The 21,722-nt window shown below is 73.5% G+C and carries 19 protein-coding genes; 6 read left to right on the plus strand and 13 right to left on the minus strand.

Annotated features, from left to right (window positions below; genetic code table 11):
• Positions 1-2 precede the first annotated feature (2 nt).
• Complete coding sequence (locus HD595_RS25100) at positions 3-1,415, plus strand: penicillin-binding transpeptidase domain-containing protein (RefSeq protein ID WP_253773037.1); 1,413 nt, start codon at positions 3-5, stop codon at positions 1,413-1,415.
• Positions 1,416-1,596: 181 nt separating this feature from the next.
• Here the strand turns inward: HD595_RS25100 and HD595_RS25105 are convergent, their stop codons facing one another.
• Positions 1,597-3,462 (minus strand): ABC transporter ATP-binding protein, encoded by a 1,866-nt coding sequence (locus tag HD595_RS25105; RefSeq protein ID WP_253773039.1) that lies wholly within the window; start codon positions 3,460-3,462, stop codon positions 1,597-1,599.
• A 219-nt stretch (positions 3,463-3,681) separates the two neighbouring features.
• Here HD595_RS25105 and HD595_RS25110 point away from each other — a divergent pair, with 219 nt between their 5' ends.
• The 3 genes from HD595_RS25110 to HD595_RS25120 all read left to right on the plus strand — a co-directional run bounded on the left by HD595_RS25110 (position 3,682) and on the right by HD595_RS25120 (position 6,795).
• Entirely contained in the window at positions 3,682-4,977 is a 1,296-nt protein-coding gene (locus HD595_RS25110; protein WP_253781307.1) for an ABC transporter substrate-binding protein, read from the plus strand.
• Positions 4,978-5,059: 82 nt separating this feature from the next.
• Positions 5,060-5,941, plus strand: a complete 882-nt coding sequence (locus HD595_RS25115) for a carbohydrate ABC transporter permease (protein ID WP_253773041.1) — start codon at positions 5,060-5,062, stop codon at positions 5,939-5,941.
• Complete coding sequence (locus tag HD595_RS25120) at positions 5,938-6,795, plus strand: carbohydrate ABC transporter permease (RefSeq protein ID WP_253773043.1); 858 nt, start codon at positions 5,938-5,940, stop codon at positions 6,793-6,795. Before HD595_RS25115 ends, HD595_RS25120 begins: the two co-directional genes overlap by 4 nt.
• A 44-nt stretch (positions 6,796-6,839) precedes the next feature.
• On the opposite strand, the gene HD595_RS25125 is transcribed toward HD595_RS25120, so the two are convergent.
• The 9 genes from HD595_RS25125 to HD595_RS25165 form a co-directional block, all read right to left on the minus strand.
• A complete protein-coding gene (locus HD595_RS25125) occupies positions 6,840-7,862 on the minus strand; it encodes a 2-hydroxyacid dehydrogenase (protein WP_253773045.1) in 1,023 nt (340 codons plus the stop codon).
• The gene (locus HD595_RS25130; protein WP_253773047.1) at positions 7,859-8,473 is read right to left on the minus strand and encodes a histidine phosphatase family protein; all 615 of its coding nucleotides are present in this window, start codon (positions 8,471-8,473) and stop codon (positions 7,859-7,861) included. The genes HD595_RS25125 and HD595_RS25130 overlap by 4 nt, the downstream gene beginning before the upstream one ends.
• Positions 8,470-9,921 carry an FGGY-family carbohydrate kinase gene (locus HD595_RS25135; RefSeq protein WP_253773049.1) on the minus strand — a complete coding sequence of 484 codons (1,452 nt, stop codon included), beginning with the start codon at positions 9,919-9,921 and terminating at the stop codon, positions 8,470-8,472. Before HD595_RS25135 ends, HD595_RS25130 begins: the two co-directional genes overlap by 4 nt.
• 49 nt (positions 9,922-9,970) lie before the next feature.
• Positions 9,971-11,458, minus strand: coding sequence for an FGGY-family carbohydrate kinase (locus HD595_RS25140; protein ID WP_253773051.1), 1,488 nt, complete (start codon positions 11,456-11,458; stop codon positions 9,971-9,973).
• A complete protein-coding gene (locus tag HD595_RS25145) occupies positions 11,458-12,684 on the minus strand; it encodes a sugar ABC transporter permease (protein WP_253781309.1) in 1,227 nt (408 codons plus the stop codon). Before HD595_RS25145 ends, HD595_RS25140 begins: the two co-directional genes overlap by 1 nt.
• Positions 12,685-12,689: 5 nt before the next feature.
• On the minus strand, positions 12,690-13,511 hold the full coding sequence (locus HD595_RS25150; protein ID WP_253773053.1) for an ATP-binding cassette domain-containing protein: 822 nt from the start codon (positions 13,509-13,511) through the stop codon (positions 12,690-12,692).
• Positions 13,512-13,556: 45 nt separating this feature from the next.
• Positions 13,557-14,642, minus strand: coding sequence for an ABC transporter substrate-binding protein (locus HD595_RS25155; protein WP_253773055.1), 1,086 nt, complete (start codon positions 14,640-14,642; stop codon positions 13,557-13,559).
• 297 nt (positions 14,643-14,939) lie between these two features.
• A complete protein-coding gene (locus HD595_RS25160) occupies positions 14,940-15,899 on the minus strand; it encodes a sugar-binding transcriptional regulator (RefSeq protein WP_253773058.1) in 960 nt (319 codons plus the stop codon).
• Between the two features lie 171 nt (positions 15,900-16,070).
• On the minus strand, positions 16,071-17,051 hold the full coding sequence (locus HD595_RS25165) for an ArsR/SmtB family transcription factor (RefSeq protein WP_253773060.1): 981 nt from the start codon (positions 17,049-17,051) through the stop codon (positions 16,071-16,073).
• 88 nt (positions 17,052-17,139) lie between these two features.
• Between HD595_RS25165 and HD595_RS25170 the strand changes: the two genes are divergently transcribed.
• A complete protein-coding gene (locus tag HD595_RS25170) occupies positions 17,140-18,417 on the plus strand; it encodes an MFS transporter (protein ID WP_253773061.1) in 1,278 nt (425 codons plus the stop codon).
• On the opposite strand, the gene HD595_RS25175 is transcribed toward HD595_RS25170, so the two are convergent.
• The gene (locus tag HD595_RS25175; RefSeq protein ID WP_253773063.1) at positions 18,383-19,363 is read right to left on the minus strand and encodes a LacI family DNA-binding transcriptional regulator; all 981 of its coding nucleotides are present in this window, start codon (positions 19,361-19,363) and stop codon (positions 18,383-18,385) included. The genes HD595_RS25170 and HD595_RS25175 overlap by 35 nt on opposite strands.
• A gap of 127 nt (positions 19,364-19,490) precedes the next feature.
• On the opposite strand from HD595_RS25175, the gene HD595_RS25180 reads away from it, so the two are divergent.
• Entirely contained in the window at positions 19,491-20,174 is a 684-nt protein-coding gene (locus HD595_RS25180) for a hypothetical protein (RefSeq protein WP_253773065.1), read from the plus strand.
• 51 nt (positions 20,175-20,225) lie between these two features.
• On the opposite strand, the gene HD595_RS25185 is transcribed toward HD595_RS25180, so the two are convergent.
• On the minus strand, positions 20,226-20,909 hold the full coding sequence (locus HD595_RS25185) for a cysteine dioxygenase (RefSeq protein ID WP_253773067.1): 684 nt from the start codon (positions 20,907-20,909) through the stop codon (positions 20,226-20,228).
• Positions 20,906-21,274, minus strand: a complete 369-nt coding sequence (locus HD595_RS25190) for an amidohydrolase (RefSeq protein WP_253773069.1) — start codon at positions 21,272-21,274, stop codon at positions 20,906-20,908. Before HD595_RS25190 ends, HD595_RS25185 begins: the two co-directional genes overlap by 4 nt.
• Between the last annotated feature and the right edge of the window lie 448 nt (positions 21,275-21,722).

Genomic DNA, 21,722 nt, shown 5'->3' on the forward strand with positions numbered 1-21,722 from the left:
GCATGGATCTCCCGCTGCGGCGCGTCAGCCTGGCCTGCGCCGCGGTGCTGTTCTCCCTGCTGGCCAACCTCACCTACCTCCAGGCGTTCGGCCGGAGCGGTCTGGAGGGCGACCCGCGCGACCAGCGGGTGCTGCTGGCCAGGCTCGGCCGGCCGCGCGGCGACATCATCACCCACGAGGGCGCGGTCGTCGCCACCAGCCGCCGCGCGGACGCCGGGCCGTACGGCCGGCTGCGGGTCTACCCCTACGGTGAGATGTACGCGCACATCACCGGGCACGTCTCCCTCCGGCGGGCCACCGGCGTCGAGAAGGCGCGCGACGCCGTCCTGTCGGGCAGCGACCCGAAGGTGCGCGTGCGGGCCCTGGTCGAGGACCGCGCCTACGGGGGCGCCGACGTCCGGCTGACGATCAGGGAGCCGGTGCAGCGGGCCGCGTACGAGGCGCTGAAGGCCACGGGACGGCCGGGCGCCGTGGTGGCGCTCGACCCGGCGACCGGCGCGATCCTCGCGCTGGCCAGCTACCCGTCGTACGACCCGGGGGCCTACGCGCCCGGCGACCCGGCCGGTGAGGCCGCCGCGGACCGGCGGCTGCGCGAGGACCCGCGCCGGCCGCTGCTCGACCGGGCCCTGCGCCGCGCCTACCCGCCGGGGGCCGTCTTCGAGCTGGTCACCACGGCGGCCGCGCTCGGCTCGGGGGAGTACACGGTCGCCTCGCGGGTCGGCGCGCCGGCCCGGCTGCCGCTGCCGGGCCCGCCCGCCTTCCTGACCGCCGCGGCGGGGCGGCCCTGCGGCGACGGCCGGCCGCCGCTGGCCTACGCCTTCCAGCTCTCCTGCGACACCGCGCTCGCCAACCTCGGGCTCCAGCTCGGTCCGGACCTGCTGCGCGACCAGGCGGAGGCGTTCGGCTTCAACGCCGACGACCTGGCGCTCCCGCTCCCGGCCAGGACCGGCACGTACCCGGGCGATCTCGACCAGTCACGCGCGGCGCTGTCGGCGATCGGCCGCGACGAGGTCCGGGCGAGCCCGCTGATGCTCGCCATGCTGTCGGCGGCGGTGGCCAACGGGGGGCTGTTGATGCGGCCGTACCTGGTGGAGGAGGTGCGGCTGCCGGACGGGTCCACCACGGACCGCGCCGAGCCGGCGCCGTACCGGACGGCCATGCCGCCGCAGCCGGCGGGGCAGCTCGCGGCGCTGATGACGACGACCACGGTGCCGGGCGGCCCGGCGGCGGGGGCGGCGCTGCCGGGGATGGAGGTGGCGGCCAAGACGACGACGTCGGGCCACGGGCCGTCGGCGTGCACGGCCTTCGCGCCGGCGGACGCGCCGGAGGTGGCGGTGGGAGTGGTGGTGGAGGACTCGTCGCCCTCCACCTCGACGTCCCTGTGCCGCAGCGTCCTCCGCGCCGCGCTGTCGTGAGTCTTCTTCTTCTTTTACGGCACAGCCGAGGTCACGCGCACGCGCCGACCTCGGTCGCCGTCCGTCATGGCCGGTCGTGAGGGCTCACGGGGTGCTCGCCGTGACGACGCGCATTCTTGGCCGGTGCCGTGGTCTCACGCTGAGCGCCGTGGGAGCGCGTGCTGCGCCGCACAACACGACATCACATCCGATAAGCCGTGGCCTGGAGCGTGTACAGCTCGGCGTACAGGCCGTTGAGCGCCATCAGGCTCGCGTGATCGCCCGACTCCACGACCGCGCCGTGGTCGAGGACGTAGATGCGGTCGGCGTAGCGGACCGAGGCCAGCCGGTGCGTGATCAGCAGCACCGTGCGCCCCTCGGAGTGGTCGCGGATGCGCTCGAAGAGGGCGTGCTCGGCCCGGGCGTCGAGCGCGGCCGTGGGCTCGTCGCAGATGAGGAGCTCGGCGTCGCGGTGGAAGCCGCGGGCCACGGCGATGCGCTGCCACTGGCCGCCCGACAACTCCTGGCCGTCCTTGAAGCGCCGGTCGAGCAGGGTGCGGTAGCCGTGGGGCAGCTCGTCGATCACCTCGGCGGCCCCGGCGACCGAGGCGGCGGCGTGCAGGGCGGGCTCGCCCCGGTCGGTGCCCATCGTGATGTTGTAGCGGGCCGTGAGGGGCCAGCGGGTGTGGTCCTGGGCGATGACGGTGACGCGTTCCCTGACCGCCCCGGGGCTGACCTCGCGCAGGTCGACGTCGTCCCAGAGGACGGCGCCCGAGTCGGGTTCGTAGAGGCCGGCGAGGATCTTGGACAGGGTGGTCTTGCCGGAGCCGTTCTCGCCGACGAACGCGATGACCTCACCCCGCTTGATCTCCAACGACACCCCGTCGAGGGCGGGCGTGTCGGTGCCGGGGTAGGTGAAGACGACGTCGCGCGCGCTGATCCGCTCGAAGTGCTCCGGCGGGGCGGCCGGGCGCGGGCCGGTCAGGCGGCGCTCGGCGTCGGCGCAGAACTCCAGGAAGTCGGTGAAGTACAGCCCGTTCTCGTAGAGCCGGTTGGTGGCGTACATGAGCTGGGCCAGCGCGCTCTGCCCGGTGCGGATGGCGAGCACGGCCGTGCCGGCGACGGCCAGCGGGATCGCCCCGACGGCCAGCAGCAGGCCGAGCGCGACGTAGACCAGGCCGCTGCCGAGCCCGCCCAGCGCCTCGCCGGCGACCCTGGCCATGGCCTCCCGCCTGGCCAGCCGGAGCAGCACCTCCTGCTCGGCCCGCGCCACCGCGTCGTACATGCGCAGCAGGAAGCCGCGCATGGTGAACGAGCGGACCTCGGCCGCCGGGGAGCGGTCGGCGAGCAGGTCGGCGATGATCCACTTGCGCCGGCGGGCCGGGATGAGGGAGTTCATCGTGGAGTAACGCATGCGGGCGCCGCGCACGGCGGCCCACGCGTCGGGCAGCACGGCCAGCAGCAGGAGCGGCAGCAGCACCGGGTGGAGCACGCCGAGCACGCCGGCCACGGCGGCGATGCCGACGGCGGCGGTCACGACGTCGATGGCCGACCACACCACGCTGTCGGCCATGTCGACGCCGCGCGAGGAGGCCCGCTGGAGCGAGTCGTGGAAGTCGGGGTCGTCGTAGGCCACGAGCTCGACGCTGCTGGTCAGCCCGTAGAGGCGCTGCTCCGACTCGCGGCTGATCTGCGGCCCGAGGCGCGCCTGCGCCCAGCCCGCGCCGGCCTGCACGGCGGTGCGCAGGGCCGCCGCCGCGCCGACGAGCGCGAGGCTGGGCAGCGCCGCCCGCAACCGCTCGGGGGTGGGGCCCTGCTCGAACAGCGCTGTCAGGACCCCGGTCGTGGCCAGCAGCCCGAACGCGGTGAAGACGCCGCCGAGGACCTGGAGGACGATCGTGACCGTCGTGTCGCGCGGGCTGGCCCGCCACGCCATGGCCAGGGCCTGGCGGACGAGTGAGGGTAAGCGGCGGGCGATCGTGAGAAAGCCCACCTGGTTCATGGTGTCGGAGTGGGCGTACCAGTCGGCGGTGGAGACCTCACCGAGTTCCAGGGGCTCGTCCGGCATGACGTGAGTGTGCCCGCGGGCACCGACACTTTCCCCTCCGGGCGCCAGGCCGGTGAATCGCGTCGCGTTCCTCATGGTCCGGGTGGGTATGCGGAGCTGTTACCGCGCACGCCTTGACGGCTCGGAGGCCGAAGTGGGTTGATTCCTTCTGACAACGTTGTCAATCAGGCGGCGTCGTCGACACGCGTTCTCGGGGGTTTCTCGAAGGGACGGTGCATGATGCGGCGTAGGTGGACGGCCACCGTCGCGATCACTTTGGCGAGCGTGCTCACCCTGGCGGCCTGCGGTGGCGGCGGGGGCAAGGGGGCGCAGCCCTCCTCGGGAGGGGGTGACGCCAAGAAACAGGTGGAGGTGTTCTCCTGGTGGACGGGACCGGGGGAGGCCGACGGGCTCAAGGCGATGCGGCAGATCTTCGAGCAGAAGAACCCGTCGTACACGTTCTTCGACGCGGCGGTCGCGGGCGGCTCCGGCGACAAGGCCAAGGCGCTGCTGCAGTCGAAGCTCCAGGCGGACACCCCGCCCGACACCTTCCAGGGCCACGCGGGCGCCGAGCTGCAGGGCTACATCAAGGCCGGTGACCTGGAGGACCTCAACTTCCTCTACGACGAGCTGAAGCTGCGCGAGGTGTTCCCGGCCCAGCTCGTGGACCAGATCAGCGTCCAGGGCAAGGTCTACTCGGTGCCGGTGAACATCCACCGCTCGAACGTCCTGTGGTTCAACCCGTCGGTGCTGAAGGAGGCCGGCATCGCCGGCGCGCCCAAGACGCTGGAGGAGTTCGTCGCCGACCTGGGCAAGGTCAAGGCCAAGGGCAAGATCCCGCTGTCGATCGGCTCCGAGTGGACGGTGACGCACCTGCTGGAGAGCGTCCTGCTCGGCTCGCTCGGCACGGACGCCTACAACGCGCTGTTCAAGCCGGGCGCCGACTGGAGCTCCCCGCAGGTCACCAAGGCCCTGGAGACGTTCAAGACGATCATGTCGTACGCGGGCGACCCGCAGGACGACTGGCAGCCCGCGGCCAAGCAGGTGGCCGACGGCGAGGCCGCGTTCAACATCATGGGCGACTGGGCGTACGGCTACTTCCACAACCCGCCGGACGGCGGCCTGGGCAAGACCTCGAAGAAGGACTTCGACTGGGCGCCCTCGCCCGGCACCGAGGGCACCTACCTGTGGCTGTCCGACAGCTTCACCCTGCCGAAGGGCGCCAAGAACCGTGACGGGGCGGTCGCCTGGCTCAAGGTCGCGGCCAGCAAGGAGGGCCAGGACGCCTTCAACCCGAAGAAGGGCTCCATCCCGGCCCGCAAGGACGCCGACCAGTCGCTCTACACCGACTACCTGGCCGACGCCCTGAAGGACTGGTCGAGCGACAAGCTCGCCGGCTCCATCCAGCACGGCGTGTCCGTGAACCAGCCGTGGCTGGCCGCGATCACGGAGGCGGTCGGCCTGTTCATCGGGAGCAAGGACGTGGCCGCGCTGCAGAAGGCGCTGGCCGACGCCGCCAAGGCGAACGCCCAGTGAGCCGCGGGCACGGCGGGCGCCCTCCCGGCGCCCGCCGCGCCTCCCGAGGGAAGCCCGCGAGAGAGGCTTGGAGGGATTCGCCGTGAGGCGGGCACGCACCTGGCTGCCGGGCCTGCTCCTGGTCGCGCCGTCGATCGTGGCGATCGGCGTGTTCGTGTACGGGATGCTGGGCTGGAACTTCCGGCTGGCCATGACGGACAAGCACGACGAGGTGTCCGAGGGGAAGTTCGTCGGGCTGGACAACTTCGTCAGCATCTGGGATCAGCCCAGATGGCACATATCGGTCAATCACGCGATCATGTTCACGGTCGTGTTCGTGCTGGGCGCGCTGGTGCTCGGCTGGTTCCTCGCCTTCCTCATGGAGAAGGGCATCCGCGGGGAGGGCACGTTCCGGGCGATCTACCTGTTCCCGATGGCCGTCTCGTTCGTCGCCACCGGCATCGTGTGGCGGTGGCTGATGAACTCGGGCATGGAGGAGCGGGCGGTCGGGCTGAACCGGCTGTTCGACGCGATCGGGCTGCCGCAGTGGCAGTGGTTCCGCGATCCCGACTGGGGCATGGCCGCGATGGCCTTACCAGCAATCTGGCAAATGTCGGGATATGTCATGGCGTTGTTCCTGGCGGGCTTCCGGGGCGTCCCCGAGGAGCTGCGCGAGGCGGCGCGGGTGGACGGGTGCGGCGAGTGGGGCGTCTACCGGCACGTGGTGCTGCCGCTGCTGCGCCCGGTGACGCTCTCGGCGCTGATCATCCTCGGCCACATCTCGCTCAAGGTGTTCGACCTCATCGTGGCGGTCTCCGGCAAGCAGATCATCACGGACGTGCCGGCGGTGTTCATGTGGGTGGCGGTCTTCGACTCCCACGACCCGGCCAAGGGCGCCACCATCGCCTCGTACATCGTGCTGAGCGTCGCCGTCTTCGTCATCCCGTACCTCGTCTGGTCCGTGCGCAAGGAGAGGCGATCATGACGGCGGTCGCCGCGAGGGGACGGGTGTCCACCGGAGCGCGGCTGGTGATCCTGCTCGCGTTCGTGGTGGTCTTCCTCATCCCCGTGTACGTCCTGCTGGTCACCAGCTTCAAGCCGCTCACCGAGGCCGACCCCGGCCAGGCGTGGAACCTGCCGGTCACCTGGACCACGGAGGCGTGGCGGGTCGCCTGGGAGAAGCTGGCGCCGGGCCTGTGGAACAGCGTGCTGCTGGCCGTCCCCGGGTCGCTGCTGTCGTGCGCCCTCGGGTCGATGAACGGCTACGTGCTGTCCAAGTGGCGCTTCCCGGGCGCGGACGTGCTGTTCACGCTGTTCCTGTTCGGCATGTTCATCCCGTACCAGGGCGTGATGATCCCGCTGGTGCAGCTCCTCGTCGGCCTGAACGAGCTGACCGGGCTGCAGGGCGTCTTCTACGGCGGCATCCCGGGCCTGGTGCTCGCGCACGTGGTGTACGGCATCCCGATCTGCACGCTGATCTTCCGCAACTACTACGTCACGATCCCCGACGAGCTGATCGAGGCGTCGCGGGTGGACGGCGCCGGCATGCTGCGGACGTACCGGTCCGTGGTGCTGCCGGTCTCCGCGCCGGCCATCGCCGTCGTGGTCATCTGGCAGTTCACGTCGCTGTGGAACGACTTCCTGTTCGCGGTGTTCCTCACGGGGCCGCAGAGCTGGCCGGCCACGGTGATGCTGAACAACATCGCGGGCGCGCAGGCCACGCCGTACAGCCAGCAGATGGCCGCGGCGATCCTGTCGTCCATCCCCACCATGCTCATCTACGTGCTGCTGGGCCGCTTCTTCATGCGCGGCCTCATGGCCGGGGCGCTCAAGGGCTGACCGTGTCCCCGCTCCCGAACGGGAGCGGGGACACCCGGCCGTCGTCAGGACGTGGCGAACGACGGATTGGCGCAGTGCGCCAGGGCCTCGCCGCGCACGTAGCGGGCGACGTCGGCCGCCACGATCCGGGCCGCCTTGATCGCCGTCTCCTTGCTGGCGCCCGCCAGGTGCGGGGTCATCACCAGGTTGGGCGTGGTCAGCAGGCGCGACCCGGCCGGGATCGGCTCCTCGGGGAAGACGTCCAGGGCCGCGCCGAACAGGTGACCGGACTCCAGCGCGTCGCACAGGGCGTCGTAGTCGAGCAGCGCCCCTCGCGCGCAGTTGACCAGCACCGACCCGGCGGGCATCAGCGCGATCTGCGCCGCCCCGATCATGCCGGTGGTCTCGGGCGTGGCCCGCGCGTGCAGGGACACGAAGCGGGAGCGCGACAGCAGCTCCGCAAGCTCGACCTTGCCGGGCACGTCGTCCACGTACGGGTCGTACACCAGCACCTCGGCGCCGAACCCTTCCAGCATGCGGCTCACGCGCCGCCCGATCGCGCCGTAGCCGACCAGGCCGACCGTGCTGCCGTCGAGCTCCGGCCCGACCATGTCGTAGCGGTAGTAGTCGCCCCGCCACACGCCCCCGGCCAGGTCGGCGTGCGTCTGCGGGACCCGGCGGGTGGCCGCGAGCAGCAGGGCCAGCGTGTGCTCGGCCGTGGCCACGGCGTTGCGGCCGGGCGCGAACGTGACGGCCACGCCCGCCTCGGTGGCGGCCTCCAGGTTGGCGTTGACGGGGCCGCCCCGGCTGACGCAGAACAGCCGCAGGGCGGGGCTGGCGTCGAGCACCCGCCGGGTCAGCGGCGCCATCTGCGTGACGCACACCTCCACGTCCCGCAGCGCCTCGATCAGCTCGTCCTCCACGTCGGAGGCCTCTTTCACCTCGCCCACCGGGCCGAACGGGACGACCGGCCACGGCAGCGTGAGCTCCCGGATGTCCAGCTCGCCGGGCACCTCGCGCTTGAGCGCGTCGATGAGCAGGCTGTTGGTGACGAAGTGGTCGCCCGCGGCGAGGACTCGGATGGTCAACGGTCGGCTCCAATCGGAGAGTTGAACTGCAGCATGGCGACCTGCCCGTCCCGCAGGCGCAGCTCCGTGACGGCGCAGTTGCCCAGGCTCGGGAACAGCCGGCGGTAGGAGCCGAGCGGCACCCCGATGAGCCGGCACAGGGCGAGTCTGATGGCGGTCGTGTGGGCCACCACCAGCACCCGGCCGTCCGGCTGGGCGGCGCGGACGTCCTCCAGCGCGGCCACGAACCGGTCGGCCACGGCCGCCGGGTCCTCGCCGCCGGGCAGCGGGTGCGCGGCGGGGTCGGCCTCGAACGCGGCGCGCGCCTCGGGGAAGCGCTCGTGCATCTCGGCCGAGGTCAGGCCGTCACCCTGGCCGAAGTCGATCTCGCGCAGCCGCTCGTCCACGCGCAGCTCCACCCCGGCGGCCTCGGCGCTGGGCGTGGCGGTGATCACGGCCCGGCTGAGCGGCGAGGCCCAGACGCCGGTGAGCCCGGCGCCGGCGGCCCAGGCGGCCAGCTCGGCGGCCTGCTCGCGGCCGCGCGGGGTCAGCGCGACGTCGCTGAGTCCGGCGTAACGGTTCTCGGCGTGCCAGACGGTCTCGCCGTGACGCACCAGAACGAGCCGAGTCAATGGGTGCTCCTCTTGCGGGCGTGGGCGGCGGCCGAGGCGGGCAGCCAGCCGCGGGTTTCCAGTTCGCCGACGAAGCGCAGGTAGTGCTCGCGCAGGCCGTCGCCGCCGTCGGGGTGGACGATCTCCCGGGTGCGGACCATCCCGTCCGTCGCGCCGGGGCCGGCGGCCAGCGCCGCCATGCCGAGCGCGGGCTCGGCGTTCTCCCGCAGGGTCACGGGACGGCCGAGGACGCTCGCCCGCAGCCGGTTCCAGTAGGCGCTCCTGGTGGCGCCGCCGGTCAGGATGATCTCGCCGTCGACGGGCGCGCCGAGCAGGTCGAGGTAGTCGAAGCAGAGCCGCTCGACGTACGCGGCGCCGCGCAGGATCGCGGCGTAGCGGTCGACGTCGTCGGCCACCTCGCCGAGCGTGAAGCCCTCCGCCTCCGGCGCGGCGAACGGGAACCGCTCGCCGCGCGAGACCAGCGGGTAGGTGGTGGCCGCCGGTTCCCCGCCGCCGGGGCCGAAACGGCGGGCGGCCTCCGCGGCGAGCGCGTCGAGGTCGCGGCCCGGCAGATCGCGCGCCAGCACCCCGGCGCCGGTGCTGGACGCGCCGCCGGGCAGCCAGGAGCCGTCGGGCGCCCGGTGGGAGTAGACGACGCCGAGCGGGTCGTGGACCAGCTCGCGGGTGACGCCCTTGAGGACGAGCGTCGTGCCCATCACGGAGTTCCAGCTCCCCGGCCGCAGGGCGCCGGCGCCGAGCTGGGCGGCGCACCCGTCGGTGGTGCCGGCGACGATCGGGGTGCCCTCCGGGATGCCGGTCTCCTCGGCGGCCTGGGCGCACACCTGGCCGAGCACGCTGCCCGGCCGTACGACGGCGGGCAGCATCGCGGCGGGGACGCCCAGCGCGTCGAGCACGTCGTGCGGCCAGCGCTCCTCGACGAGGTCCACGCCGGTCTTCAGCGCGTTGCTCAGGTCGGTGGCGACCTCGTGGCCGGCCAGGCGGCGGTTGACGAAGTCGTTCTGGTGGGACAGCCGGGCGCCCTCGGGGGCGTCGCCCAGCAGCCACAGCAGCTTGGGCAGCGCCCAGGTGGCCTGCATGCGCCGGTAGCCGAGCTTCTCCCACACGTGGGCGCCCGCCGCGTTGACCCGGTCCACCTCGCCGGCGGCGCGGCGGTCGTCGTACATGAGGCCGGGCGTCAGCGGGCGGCCCGCCCGGTCGGCGAGCAGGATCGTGCCGGAGGTGGCGTCCACGGCCACGCCCCTGACCCGCTCGGGCGGCACGCCGTCCAGCGCCTCGCGGGTCGCCGCGGCCAGCTCCTCCCACCACTGCTCGGGGTCCTGCTCGTGCCGGGGCCCGTCGCGGCGGCTGGTCAGCGGCCGGCTGGCCGCGCCGAGCACCTGCCCGTCGGCGGCCACGGCCATCGCCCGCACGCTCTGCGTCCCGAGGTCGACGCCGATCCACACGCTCATGCCGTGCTCCCCGTCATGCCCGTCATGTCCGTCGTGGGGTGCGGCACCGTCATGCGCCGCTCCCCGTGCGGGCGCGCATCTCGGCCAGCAGCGGCCACGATCCCGCGGTGGTCTCGCGCAGGGCGAGGAAGTCCTTGTACGCGGTGCGGTACGCGCCCGGTTCGGGGCGCACGGCGTCGCGCAGCCGTACGTGCCGGTCGGCGGCGGCCGCGATGTCCGAGGCGCCGCCGGTCGCGGCCAGGCCGACGAGGAACGCGCCCCGGGCGCCCACCTCGGAGTCGGCCGAGCGGAGCACGGGCACGCCGGTGACGTCGGCGATCATCCGCACCCACAGGTCGCTGGCCGAGCCGCCGCCGCACACCCGCAGCTCGCGGGCCGGCGCGCCGGAGGCGGCCAGGCAGTCCTGGACGACCAGCGTCAGCCCCTCCAGCACGGCCCGGGCCACGTGCTCGCGGCCGTGCTCGAACGACATGCCCAGGAACGCCCCCCGGGCCAGCGGGTCGGAGAACGGCGCCCGCTCGCCGGCCGGCGAGAAGTACGGCAGGAACGCCAGCCCGCACGCGCCCGGCGGCGCGGCGGCGGCCAGCTCGCCCAGCTCGGCCGGGCCGGCCAGGCCCAGCATGCGGCACGCCCAGTGCAGCACCTCGGTCCCGGCGAAGGTGGGGAAGGCCCGCAGGTAGCCGCCCGGGACGGCGATGGTGATGCCCACGGCCGGGCCGTCCAGCTCGGGCTCGGCCACGACCGTCTCGGTGCACAGCGTGGTGCCGAGGATGCTGCACGCCTGCCCGGCCCCCACGGCTCCCGCGCCGATCGCGGTGGAGACGATGTCGTACGGGGCCATCACGACCGGGGTGCCGGCCGGCAGCCCGAGCGCGCCGGCCGCCTCGGCGGTCAGGCCCGCCACGCGGTGCTCGTCGTCGCGCAGCTCCGGCAGCAGCCGCTCCGCCCACTCCAGGTCGAACAGCCGCAGCAGCTCGGGGGAGTAGGAGCGGGCCCGCAGGTCGAGGAACGGGGCGGAGGCGTCCGACTCGTCGGCCGCCAGCTCGCCGGTCATGCGGGAGAAGATCCACCCGCCGCAGGTCAGGAGCGCGGCCGAGCGGGTGATCCGGTCCGGGTCGTGCTCGTTCAGCCAGGTCAGGATGGCGTGCGGCAGCCCGGAGGCCGCCGACGAGCCGTTGCCGCGGAACGCGCGTTCGGCCAGCCCGGAGCGGTTCCAGCGGTCCACCACGGCGCCGGCGCGGGCGTCGTTCCACAGGATCGCCGGGCCGGTCGGGCGGCCGTCGCGGCCGACGAGCCAGGCGCCGTCGCCCTGCGCGGTGAGGGCGACGAAGCCGACCGGCACGTCCACCTGGGACGCGACCTCGCGCACGGTGTGCGCGACCGCGTCCCAGACGTCGTCCATGTCCTGCTCGGCGTGGCCCGGCAGGGGCCGGGACACGCGGGTCTCGCGCCGGGCCACCGCGACCTCGGCGCCCTCCTCGTCGTAGCCGACCGCCTTGATCACCGTGGTGCCGGCGTCGACGCAGATGACGGCCATCAGGCCCTTCCGTGAGAGGTACGCGACTTGCGCGCCACCGAGTCGACCACCACGGCCAGCAGCAGCACCACGCCCGTCACCACGAACCGGATGGAGGAGTCGAGGTTGAGCAGGGTCAGGCCGCTGGAGATGGACTGGATGACGATGATGCCGAGCAGCGCGCCGAACGCGGTGCCGCGCCCGCCGAACAGGCTCGTCCCGCCGATGACCGCGGCGGCGATGGCGTTGAGGTTGACGTCGCCGGTGCCGCTGCTCTGGTTGGCGGCGGCCAGCCGGGCGGCGGCCAGGATGCCGCCCACCGCGGCGAACGTCGAGCAGAGCACGAACACCGAGGTGTAGACGGCCCTGACGTTGATGCCGGCCCGCCGGGCCGCCTCGACGTTGCCGCCGACGGCGTAGACCGACCGGCCCCACTTCGTCCGGGACAGGAAGTAGTGCATGATCAGCACGAGCGCGACGAAGAAGACGAACATCCAGCCCACGCCGCGCGTCTGGCCGAGGTACCAGACCACGAACAGCAGCACGACGAGCAGCGCCGCGCTCCGCAGCGCCAGCACGGGCACGCCCCTGGCCGACAGCCCGGCGCGCTGCCGCTCGCGGGCGTGCAGCCAGCCGCTGACGAACAGTCCGCCCGCCGCGAGCACGGCGAACGTGTACGACAGCCACGCGGGCACGAAGTCGAGCTGGGCGAAGGCCACCAGGCCGGAGTCGAACGGCAGGTTGATCGACCCCTTGGTGCCCAGCACGTAGAGCTGGAGACCGAGGAAGGCCAGCAGGCCGGCCAGGGTGATGACGAAGCTCGGCACGCCGAAGCGGTTGTAGAGCTGCGCGTACACCCAGCCGATCGCCGCGCCCATGATCACGGAGGCGGCGATGGCCAGCCACACCGGAAGGTCCTGCCCGACGAACAGGACCGCCAGCACCGCCGCCGACAGGCCGCTGACCGAGCCGACCGACAGGTCGATCTCGCCGACGAGCAGGACGCACACGATGCCGAGCGCGATCACGCCGACCGCGGCCGACTCCAGCGTGAGGTTGACCAGGTTGGCGCTGGACAGGAACACCGGGTTGAGGATCTGCAGGACGGTCCAGATCACGATCAGGCCGACCACGACGGGGATCACGCCGAGGTCGCCGCCGCGGGCGCGCTCCACCACGTCGGTGACCGCGCCGCGCAGCCCCTCGCGGCTCTGCAGCCGCTCGTCCTGGCGATCGGTGGTGACCATGCTGTTCACGACGAGAGCCCTTCCTTGCTGCGCGCCTGCCGCTGTGACACCACGTTGTCGGTGGCGCCGGTGATGGCGGCGATGATGTCCTCGGTGGAGACGTCCGCGACGTCGAAGACACCGTTGTTGCGGCCGAGCCGGAGCACGGCCACGGTGTCGGCCACGGCCTTCACGTCGGCCATGTTGTGGCTGATCATGATGACGCCGAGGCCGTTCTCGCGGAGCCGCTCGACGAGGTTGAGCACCTCGGCCGTCTGGGCGACGCCCAGGGCGGCCGTGGGCTCGTCGAGGATGATGACCTTCGGGTCGCCGAGCAGCGACCGGGCGATGGCGACCGTCTGCCGCTGGCCGCCGGACAGCGACGCCACCGGCACCCGCACGCTGGGGATCTTCGCGGAGAGCTGCCGCAGCAGCTCCCACGAGCGGGTCTCCATCGCCACGTCGTTGAGCCGGAGCGGGCGCACCTCCTGGCCCAGGAACAGGTTCTGGATCACGTTGAGGTTCTCGCAGAGGGCGAGGTCCTGGAAGACGGTGGCGATGCCCAGCTTGTGCGCCGCCGCCGGCGTCGGGATGTGCACCTCGCGCGACTCGAACGTGATCGTGCCCGAGTCCGGCGGATGGACCCCCGACAGGATCTTGACCAGGGTGGACTTGCCGGCGCCGTTGTCGCCGACCACGGCCACGACCTGGCCGGCGGCCACGTCGAGATCCACGTCCGTCAGCGCCGCGACGGCGCCGAAGGTCTTGTGGATCCCGCGCAGCGACAGGACGCTCTCGGCGCGCGGGGCGTCCGCCTGCTGGCTGTCTGCTTGCCGGATGGAGGACAAGGGGTCTCCTGTCGGTCTACTCGATGCCGAGCCGCGCGAGGCGGGCTACTTGATGCCCAGCTCGGCGCAGCCCTTGGCGTACGCACCTGTGCACACTTCCGACGCCTTCATGATCCCGCTCTGGAACAGCACCTCGTTGATGTTCTGCCGGGTGACGACCGTGGGCACGAACAGCTCGGACGGGGTGTTGTAGAGGGTCGTCTTGCCGGCCGGCTTCTCGCCCTTCATGAACTGGTAGGCGACGTTCGCCGACGCCTCGGCCACGATCTTGATGGGCTTGGAGATGGTGTTGTACTGGTCGCCGGCGATGATCCGCTGGGCGGCGGCCACCTCGGCGTCGTTGCCCGTGACCGGGGGCACCTTCACGCCCGCGGCCTTGAACGCGGCGATCGCGCCGCCGCCGGTGCCGTCGTTGGCGGCCACCACGCCGGCGATCTGGTCGCCGAAGCGGGTGATCTGGCCGCTGACCCAGGTCTGCGCCTTCTCGGGCTGCCAGTCGGGGGTGTCGTACTCGGCGAGCAGCTTGAAGCCGCTCGGGTCGATCGCGCTGTGGATGCCCTTCTTGATCAGGCCGGCCGCGGCGTCGGTGGGGGAGCCGTTGACCTCCAGGAGCCCGCCCTTGGCGTTCTCCTGCTTGAGGTGGTCGACCAGCGACTGGGCGATCATCGCGCCGATCTTCTCGTTGTCGAACGAGACGTAGTAGTCGGCGGGGGTGGCCGGGATGGGCCGGTCGTAGGCGATGACCGGCACCTTCTGGGACTGCGCCGTCTTGACGATCGTGGCCGCGGCGGCGGAGTCGACGGGGTCGATCACGAGGGCCTTGACGCCCTGCGCGAGGGCGGAGTTGGCCTGCTGCTGCTGCTTGGCGGCGTCGGAGTCGGCGTTCTGGTAGATGACCGTGCAGCTCGGGCAGAGCTGCTTCATCTTGGCCTCGAACAGCGGCTTGTCGGCCAGCTCGTACCGGGTGGAGGCCAGGTCCGGCATGAGGAAGGCCACCTTGGCGTTCTCCACGCCGCCGCCACCTGAGCCGGTGCCGCCACCGGTGGAGCCCGAGCCGCAGGCGGTCAGGGAGACGCTCGCGGCGATTGCCGCCGCGGCGAGCGCGGAGGTCCGGATCTTGGCTCTGTTCACGGGTCGCTTCCTCACTTGCTAGGTCCTCGCGGAGCCGGTCGGGTCGGGATCCCGGCCACGCACGGAGCGCTCACGGTCGGCGCCGTGCTGTGGTGCGTTTCACGCTAGCGCGACCTCGGAATATTTGTCCAGCAAAAGTGTTCACGGTATTTCCATGCGTTTGACCTGCGGTTCACCTAGGAAGGTCGGCTGAGGGCATGGCGAGGCGCGCGCATGGCAAGGCGCGGAGGGGTGCCTTGGCGTGCGCGTGGCAGGGCGCGGCGCGGGGATGGGTGTGGGCCGGCGGAACCCGCGGGGTCAGCGGGTGGCGGCGAGCAGGCTCTCGGCGGTGAGGGCGTCGGTGACGAGCTGGTTGAAGTAGCCGCCCTTGGCGCCCGCGACGATCGAGACGACCTTCTCCGGGCCGGCGGCCACCGCGATCGAGAACGGGATGCGGCGCAGCTCCTCCAGGCCGGTGGCGACCAGCCGCTCGCTGCCCGGGAAGCCCACCGTCTCGCCGTCGCGGTCGTAGAAGCGGGAGCAGACGTCGCCCACGGCCTGGCGCAGGCTGTCGGCGTAGCGGGGCACGAAGGCGGGCGTGACCTGCCGCATCAGCGGCGGCGAGCCCACGCCGACGATCGCGCACTTGGCGTGCGCCCACAGGTCCATGACCCGCCGCACCGACGGCTCGTGCTGGAGCGAGGCGAACAGCTCGGGGCCCGGCAGCGCGGGCGCGTAGAGGTAGCTGGGCACGCCGCCGACCCGCTCGGCGAGCAACCGGGTGGTCTCGTTGGTCTGGAACCAGGGCTGCGGGTCCTCCTGGCCGCCCACGGCCGGCGCGATCGTCACGCCGGGGAAGTGGCCGAGGCTCTCGCGCGCGCACTCGTACACCGTGCTGCCGGAGGAGACGAGCACGGTGTCGCCGGAGGTCAGCCCGACGCCCGCCAGCGCCCTGGCCAGCCCGGGGGCCAGCCAGGGGCCCAGCGCCGGACCGCTGACCTTGGGCACCAGGTAGACGCGCTGGAGCCGCAGGGCCTCGGCCACCTCGGCGGCCAGCGGGCCCTCCTCCAGGGTCGCGGGGCGGTGGACGCGGATCTCGACGATGCCGTGGCGGCGCGCCTCGGTCAGCAGGCGGCTCACGGTCGCCCTGCTGACGCCCAGCCGCTTGGCGATGTCGGCCTGGGTCGCGTCCTCCAGGTAGTACTGGGAGGCGGCCGCGTACATCAGCTCCTGAGGGAACCTGGTCTGGGCCTCCGGTGCGACGTCGGCGGCATTCATGCGCGCGGTCTCCCTGGGTGCGAGATCATCTGCGAGATCAGGTGCGTGAACACGTGTGCAGAACGGATGCGCACCGACTATACCTCCGCACACTCCGAGAGAAGGCTAGCGAGCCCCGCACCCCGGCGTGACCGGCACCGGCGAACACCGAGGCCGACCCTGAGAGAGGTCTCAGGGAAGCGAGCCCGCGACCAGGGCGTCTCCCAGCGGCGTGCGCGTGTAGAGGACGGAGCGGCCCGAGCGGGTGCCGGTCACGAGACCCGTGCCGCGCAGGGCCGCCAGATGCCCGCCCGTGGTGCCGACGCTCTGCTCCAGCAGGGCCGCCAGGTGCGTGGTCGTCGCGGGCACGGCCAGCTCGGCCAGGATGCGCGCGCGGGTCCGCCCGACCAGCGCCGCGAGCCCCGCGTCGGCCGGCGGCGGCTCCACCGCCACGCCCCTCGCCGGATAGACCAGCGCGTACGGCCACGCCTCCTCCAGGTAGGCGCCCACGTTGCCGGTGAACACCGACGGCAGGAACAGCAGCCCGCGCCCGCCGAGCCGGTGACGCTCGTCGGCGCCGCTCCGCATCTCGATCTCGATGCGGCCCTCGCGCCAGCGCACCTGCGAGCTGAGGTCGCCGAGCGCCGCGGCCCAGCCGTAGGTCGCCAGCCGCCCGGCCCGCTGGATCACGTCGCGTTCCAGCGCCGCGTGGAAGCGCGGCCAGGCGTGGGAGACGATCTCCCGCCACAGCAGCTCGAACGCGTCCGCCAGCACCCGCACGACGTCCGGGCCCAGCAGCAGCTCCCGCACCCACGCGGGCACCGGCGGCCGGCCGGCCAGCACCGCGGTGATCTCCGCGTGGGCCTGCGCGACCGGCGTGGTGCGCATCGCGGCCAGCTCCGTCTCGAACGGCACGCTCATCCCGGCGGGCGGCGGGGCGACGAAGTCCACGTTGTCGCCCCGGTTGCCGGTGATCGCGGCCGTGGCGCGCAGCGCGGGGCGGGCCCGTTCCAGCTCCAGGTACGGCCCGCGCCACCGCTCCGCCCAGCGCCGGTGCGGCCCCGCCTCCACCCGGCCGGCCAGGACCCACTGGGCGTGCATGGTCTCGATCAGCGGCGAGATGGCGAACCGGCTGGCGGCCACGTCCTGGGGCGTGACCTCGATGGTGAACACCTTTCGGTTATATCCGAAAGGTTCGCCGGGGGCGTCCCTCGGTCGCCACCATCGGCACCGTGGAGAGACGTAGGGAGACGGGGGCGCTGTGAGCGAGCGTGGGGCGACGTTCAAGGAGGTGTTCGCGGTCCCGGAGTTCCGGGTCCTGTTCGGGAGCTTCGCGCTGATGATCGCGGGCGACTCGGTCAAGATGCTGGCGCTGTCGGTGCTGGTGTACGCGCGGACCGGGTCGCCGGGGCTGTCGGCCGCCGCGTACATGGTGGGGTGGCTGCCCTACATCCTCGGCGGGATGTTCCTGCTGTCGCTGGCCGACCGGCTGCCCGCCCGGGCGCTCATGGTGGCCGGCGAGCTGGTGCGGGTGGCGGTCTGCCTGGCGCTGGCCTACGGCGGGCTGCCGGTGTGGGCGATGCTCGCGCTGGTGCTGGTGACCGGGTTGTTCTCGCCGGTGTTCGGCGCGGCGCGCAACGCGATGCTGCCCGACGTGCTGCCCGGGGACGCGTTCGTGCTGGCCCGATCGCTCATGGGGGTGACCTCGGCGGGGGCGCAGATCGCGGGGCTCTCGCTCGGGGGAGCGTTCCTCGCGGCCACGGGCCCGGAGGGGGCGCTCGCGGTCACGGCGGCGCTGGCGGCGGCGGCCGCGGTGGTGCTGTGGGCGGGCCTGCCCCGGCGGCCCGCCCGGAGCGCGGCTGCCGCCGCCCGAGGCCCGGGTGGCGGGGCGGTGCGGTCGACCGTGCGCGTGAACGGGCTGCTGGTGCGGGACCGGCGGGTGCGCGGGCTGCTGCTGGCGAGCTGGCTGCCGCCCGCGTGCCTGGCCGGGGCCGAGGCGATGGTCGTGCCCTACCTCGGCGGGCAGGGTCGGGCCGGCGCGGTGCTGGCGGCGGCTGCCGTGGGCATGGCGGCCGGGGAGTTCGCGGTCGGCCGGTTCGCGGCGCCGGGGCTGAGGGAGCGGCTGTCGCTGCCGCTGGCCGTGCTGCTCGGACTGCCGTGGCTGGGCTTCCTCGCCGGGCCGGGCACGGGCTTCGCGGCGGCGCTCGCCGCGGTCGCCACCGCCGGGCTGGCCTACCAGCTCGGGTTGCAGCGCCGGTTCCTGGAGGCCGTACCGGAGGAGGTGCGCGGGCAGGCGTACGGGCTGCTGTCGGCGGGGCTGATGACCGGCCAGGCGGTGGGCGCGGCCCTGGTGGGGGCGCTCGGCGAGGCGGCCGGGCCGCGGGTGGCGATCGCGGCGGCGGGCGCGGCGGGGGTCACGGCCGCGCTGGCCCTCATCCCGGTCTTCCGGGCCCGGCACGAGCCCACGGAGACTCCCGCCGGGGACGTCGCGGAGGACGGCCTCGTCACGGAGGCAGTTCGCCCGAGCCGCGGGGGATGAGCCGTACCGGGAGTGTGACGTGGCGCGGCGGGTCGTCCTCGCCGGACAGGCGGCGGAACAGCAGCTCCGCCGCGATCCGGCCCATCCCCGCCGGGTCCTGCGCCACCACCGTCACCCCCGGCGTCAGCAGGTCGGCCAGCTCGAAGTCGTCGAACCCGGCCAGCGCGAGCGGCCGTCCCTCCAGCGCCCGCAGCGCCGTCACCGTGAGCCGGCCGTTGCCCGTGAACAGCGCCGTCGGCGGCCGGTCCAGGGACAGCATGCGCTCCAGGTCGGCCCGGACCGAGCCGGGCGTGGGCGTCCGCATCGCGACCAGCCGCTCGTCGTACAGGTGGCCCATCGCGGAGCGGTAGCCGTGCAGCCGCCGCGCGGCCGTGAAGATCGACGGGTCGTCGCCGAGGAAGGCGATCCGGCGGTGCCCGTGCGCGAGCAGGTGCCGGGTCACCAGCACGGCGCCGCCCGCGTTGTCGCACAGCACGGTGTCCACGTCGAGCCCCGGCCCCGGCGGCCGGTCCGCGAAGACCGCCGGCGTGCCCGCCTCCAGCTCCTGGCGCAGGTACGAGTGGTCGTGCCCGGCCGGGACCATGATGAGCCCGTCCACCCGGCGCGCGCAGAACGTGCGCACCAGCTCGCGCTCCCGCGCCGGGTCCTCGCTCGACGAGGCGCTCAGCAGCAGGCAGCCCGCGCCGATGACGACGTCCTCGACGGCCCGGCCGAGCACCGAGTAGAAGGGGTCGGCGAGGTCCTCGATGACCAGGCCGACGGTGGACGTGCGGCCGGCGCGGAGCACTCGCGCGCTCTCGTTGCGGCTGTAGCCGAGGCGGTCGATGGCCTCACGCACCCGCTCGGCCGTGGCCGGGTGGACGCCGGGTTCGCCGTTCACCACCCGGGACACGGTCTTGAGCGCCACCCCGGCGGCCGAGGCCACGTCCTTCATCGTCGGTCTCACGCCTGGATCATGTCCCATGCCGGTGAGGCGGACAACGTTGTCACCCGGGTTGGCGGGTTGACCTTGCGGAGCCGGGCCCTGCTACCTTAGGTAAGGCTTACCTATTGATTTCGGGAGTGTGGGCGGCGTGGCGGTGACCGAGGTGCGCGACGTTACCGGGGTGCTGGAACGCGTCGCGGCCGAGCGGGGCGGGGTGATCGGGGTGCCGCCGGGGCTCACCGTCACGCCCGACGCGACCTGGACGCCCGCGACCGAGCTGCTGCGCGCGCCGTACCCGCTGCTGGAGGAGCTCGTCGGGCAGACCGCGGCCCGCTGGGACGCCCCCCGCCACGTCGGCGCGGCGCTGTTCTGGAAGACCTACGGCTACTGGCACACGCTGCCGATGGCGCTGGCCTGGGCGCTCGGCGGGCCGATCCCGGTCATGCCGCTCGCCGAGACGTACTTCAAGGTCTCCGAGGCGGGGGTGACCATCGGCGCGACGCGGGTGCGCTGGGGCTCCGGGCCGGAGGCGATCCGCGAGGCGCTGGAGGAGTCGCAGGCGCCGCTGGTGCGGGTCCTCAGCGGGATGGCCAAGGTGGGGGAGCGCACGCTGTGGGGCTCGACCGCCGAGGCGTTCGCCCACCCGCTGACCCTCATGGTGCCCGGCGACTACATGGCGCTGCTGCGCGCGATCGGGCGGCCGGTCGACGGGCTCGTCGAGCCCGCCGGCGACGCGTACTTCCGCAGGACCTGCTGCCTGTGGGTGACCCTGCCGGACGTGGAGCCCTGCGGAAGCTGCTGCGTGCTGAAGCCGCGCCCCGGAACCGCCTGATCGCCCGATCCACCTGATCCGGCTGATCCGCCTGGTCCGGGGCGCCCGGCGTCAGGCGACGGCCTCGTCGGCGAGCGCGGCGGCCCCGTCGGCACGGGCCGCGGCCCCGTCGGCGGGCGGCGCCATGTCGTCGAGCGGGCGCAGCTCGTCGGCGTAGCTGACCGAGACGCGGCGCATCACGCCGGTGCCGTCGATCGAGTACTGCCCGAGCCGCCACAGCGGCGGCGAGTAGGCGTGGATCGAGACGCTGCCGTGCGTGGCCCCGGTCAGCCGGTGGATGTGGTCCGGGCCGAACGAGAACGAGCGCCCCTCCGGCACCACCGTCTCCAGGTGCTCGCCGCCGATGCGCGGGTTGCACTCCAGCAGCGCGCCGCGCACCACGTGGACCGCGCCGGACGACACGTCGTGGTCGTGCCAGCCCGTGTCGTCCTCCGGGCGCCAGCACAGCAGCCACACGTCCACGTACGCGTCCCGGTAGAGCGAGGCGTAGTGCCGCCCGCCGTCCTCGGGGAAGTCCACCTCGTGCTCCCACTGCTCGGGGCGGGCGGCCAGCGTGTCGACCAGCTCGCGCAGCTCGCGCCGGTCGAGGGCGCGCTCGGGCAGGTCCAGGGCGCGTTCGGGCAGGTCGGCGCAGACACCCCCGTCCTGGGTCTGGCGCGCGTTGCCGTGGTCGATGTCCGGGTTGCCGGGCGTGGCGGTCATCGGGCCGATGGTCGGTTCGGTGCCCTCGTTCACGTACGAGTCTCCTTTCTGGCGAGCAGACGACGGGGGTTGGTGACCCGGATGGCGTGCGCGGCGGCCTCGCCGAGGCCCGGGTCGGGTGCGGTGGCGTAGGGGGCGTCGGAGCCGTTGACGACGACGTCGACGCCGAGCTCGCGGACGATCGCGTCGATCGCGCGCGGGCCGTACGAGGAGGTCTCCACGAAGAAGCCGGGATCGACCCGGCCGCGCCCGCCGCCGCCCCTGGCGATCAGCCGCTCGGAGTGCAGCGGCGCGAGACCGGCCAGCAGCGCGAAGCACACGCGCAGGCCGGGGTGGCGGGGGCGGACGACCGCGTGGAAGTAGTGCCAGGCGGCGTGCATCTGCTGCACGTACGGCACGACGGCCGGCCACCACGACGGCGCCTCGGCCGGCTGCGGCGCCTCGCCGGCGCGGGGCGGCGCGGCCGGGCCCGGATGGACGAACAGGGGCAGGTCGCGGTCGGTGAGGACCTTCAGGAGGCGGTCGTCGGGCAGCGCCGTGGCGGGGATCGGCAGCCGGGAACCCCCGGTCGAGGTCGCGCGCCAGCCGGTCGGGGTCGGGGTCGCTGTGGCAGGTGGCGGCCCACGCGCCGTACGGCTCCCCGAGGCCGAGCGCCCCCTCGTGGTAGGCGTCGATCAGCGGCCAGGACTCCTCGGGCGGCAGGAACTCGATGCCGAGCGGGCTCGACAGCGACACCAGCGCGAGGTCGAGCCCCGTGGTGTCGCGGGGGCCGTGGTCGGCCGGGTCGACCTCGTACGGGGGTTCGCCGTCGAGGTGGAGGGTCCAGCCGTCCAGGTGGGGAGGGGT

This window comes from Nonomuraea roseoviolacea subsp. carminata, assembly GCF_024172185.1.
In the GTDB taxonomy this organism is placed as follows: domain Bacteria; phylum Actinomycetota; class Actinomycetes; order Streptosporangiales; family Streptosporangiaceae; genus Nonomuraea; species Nonomuraea roseoviolacea.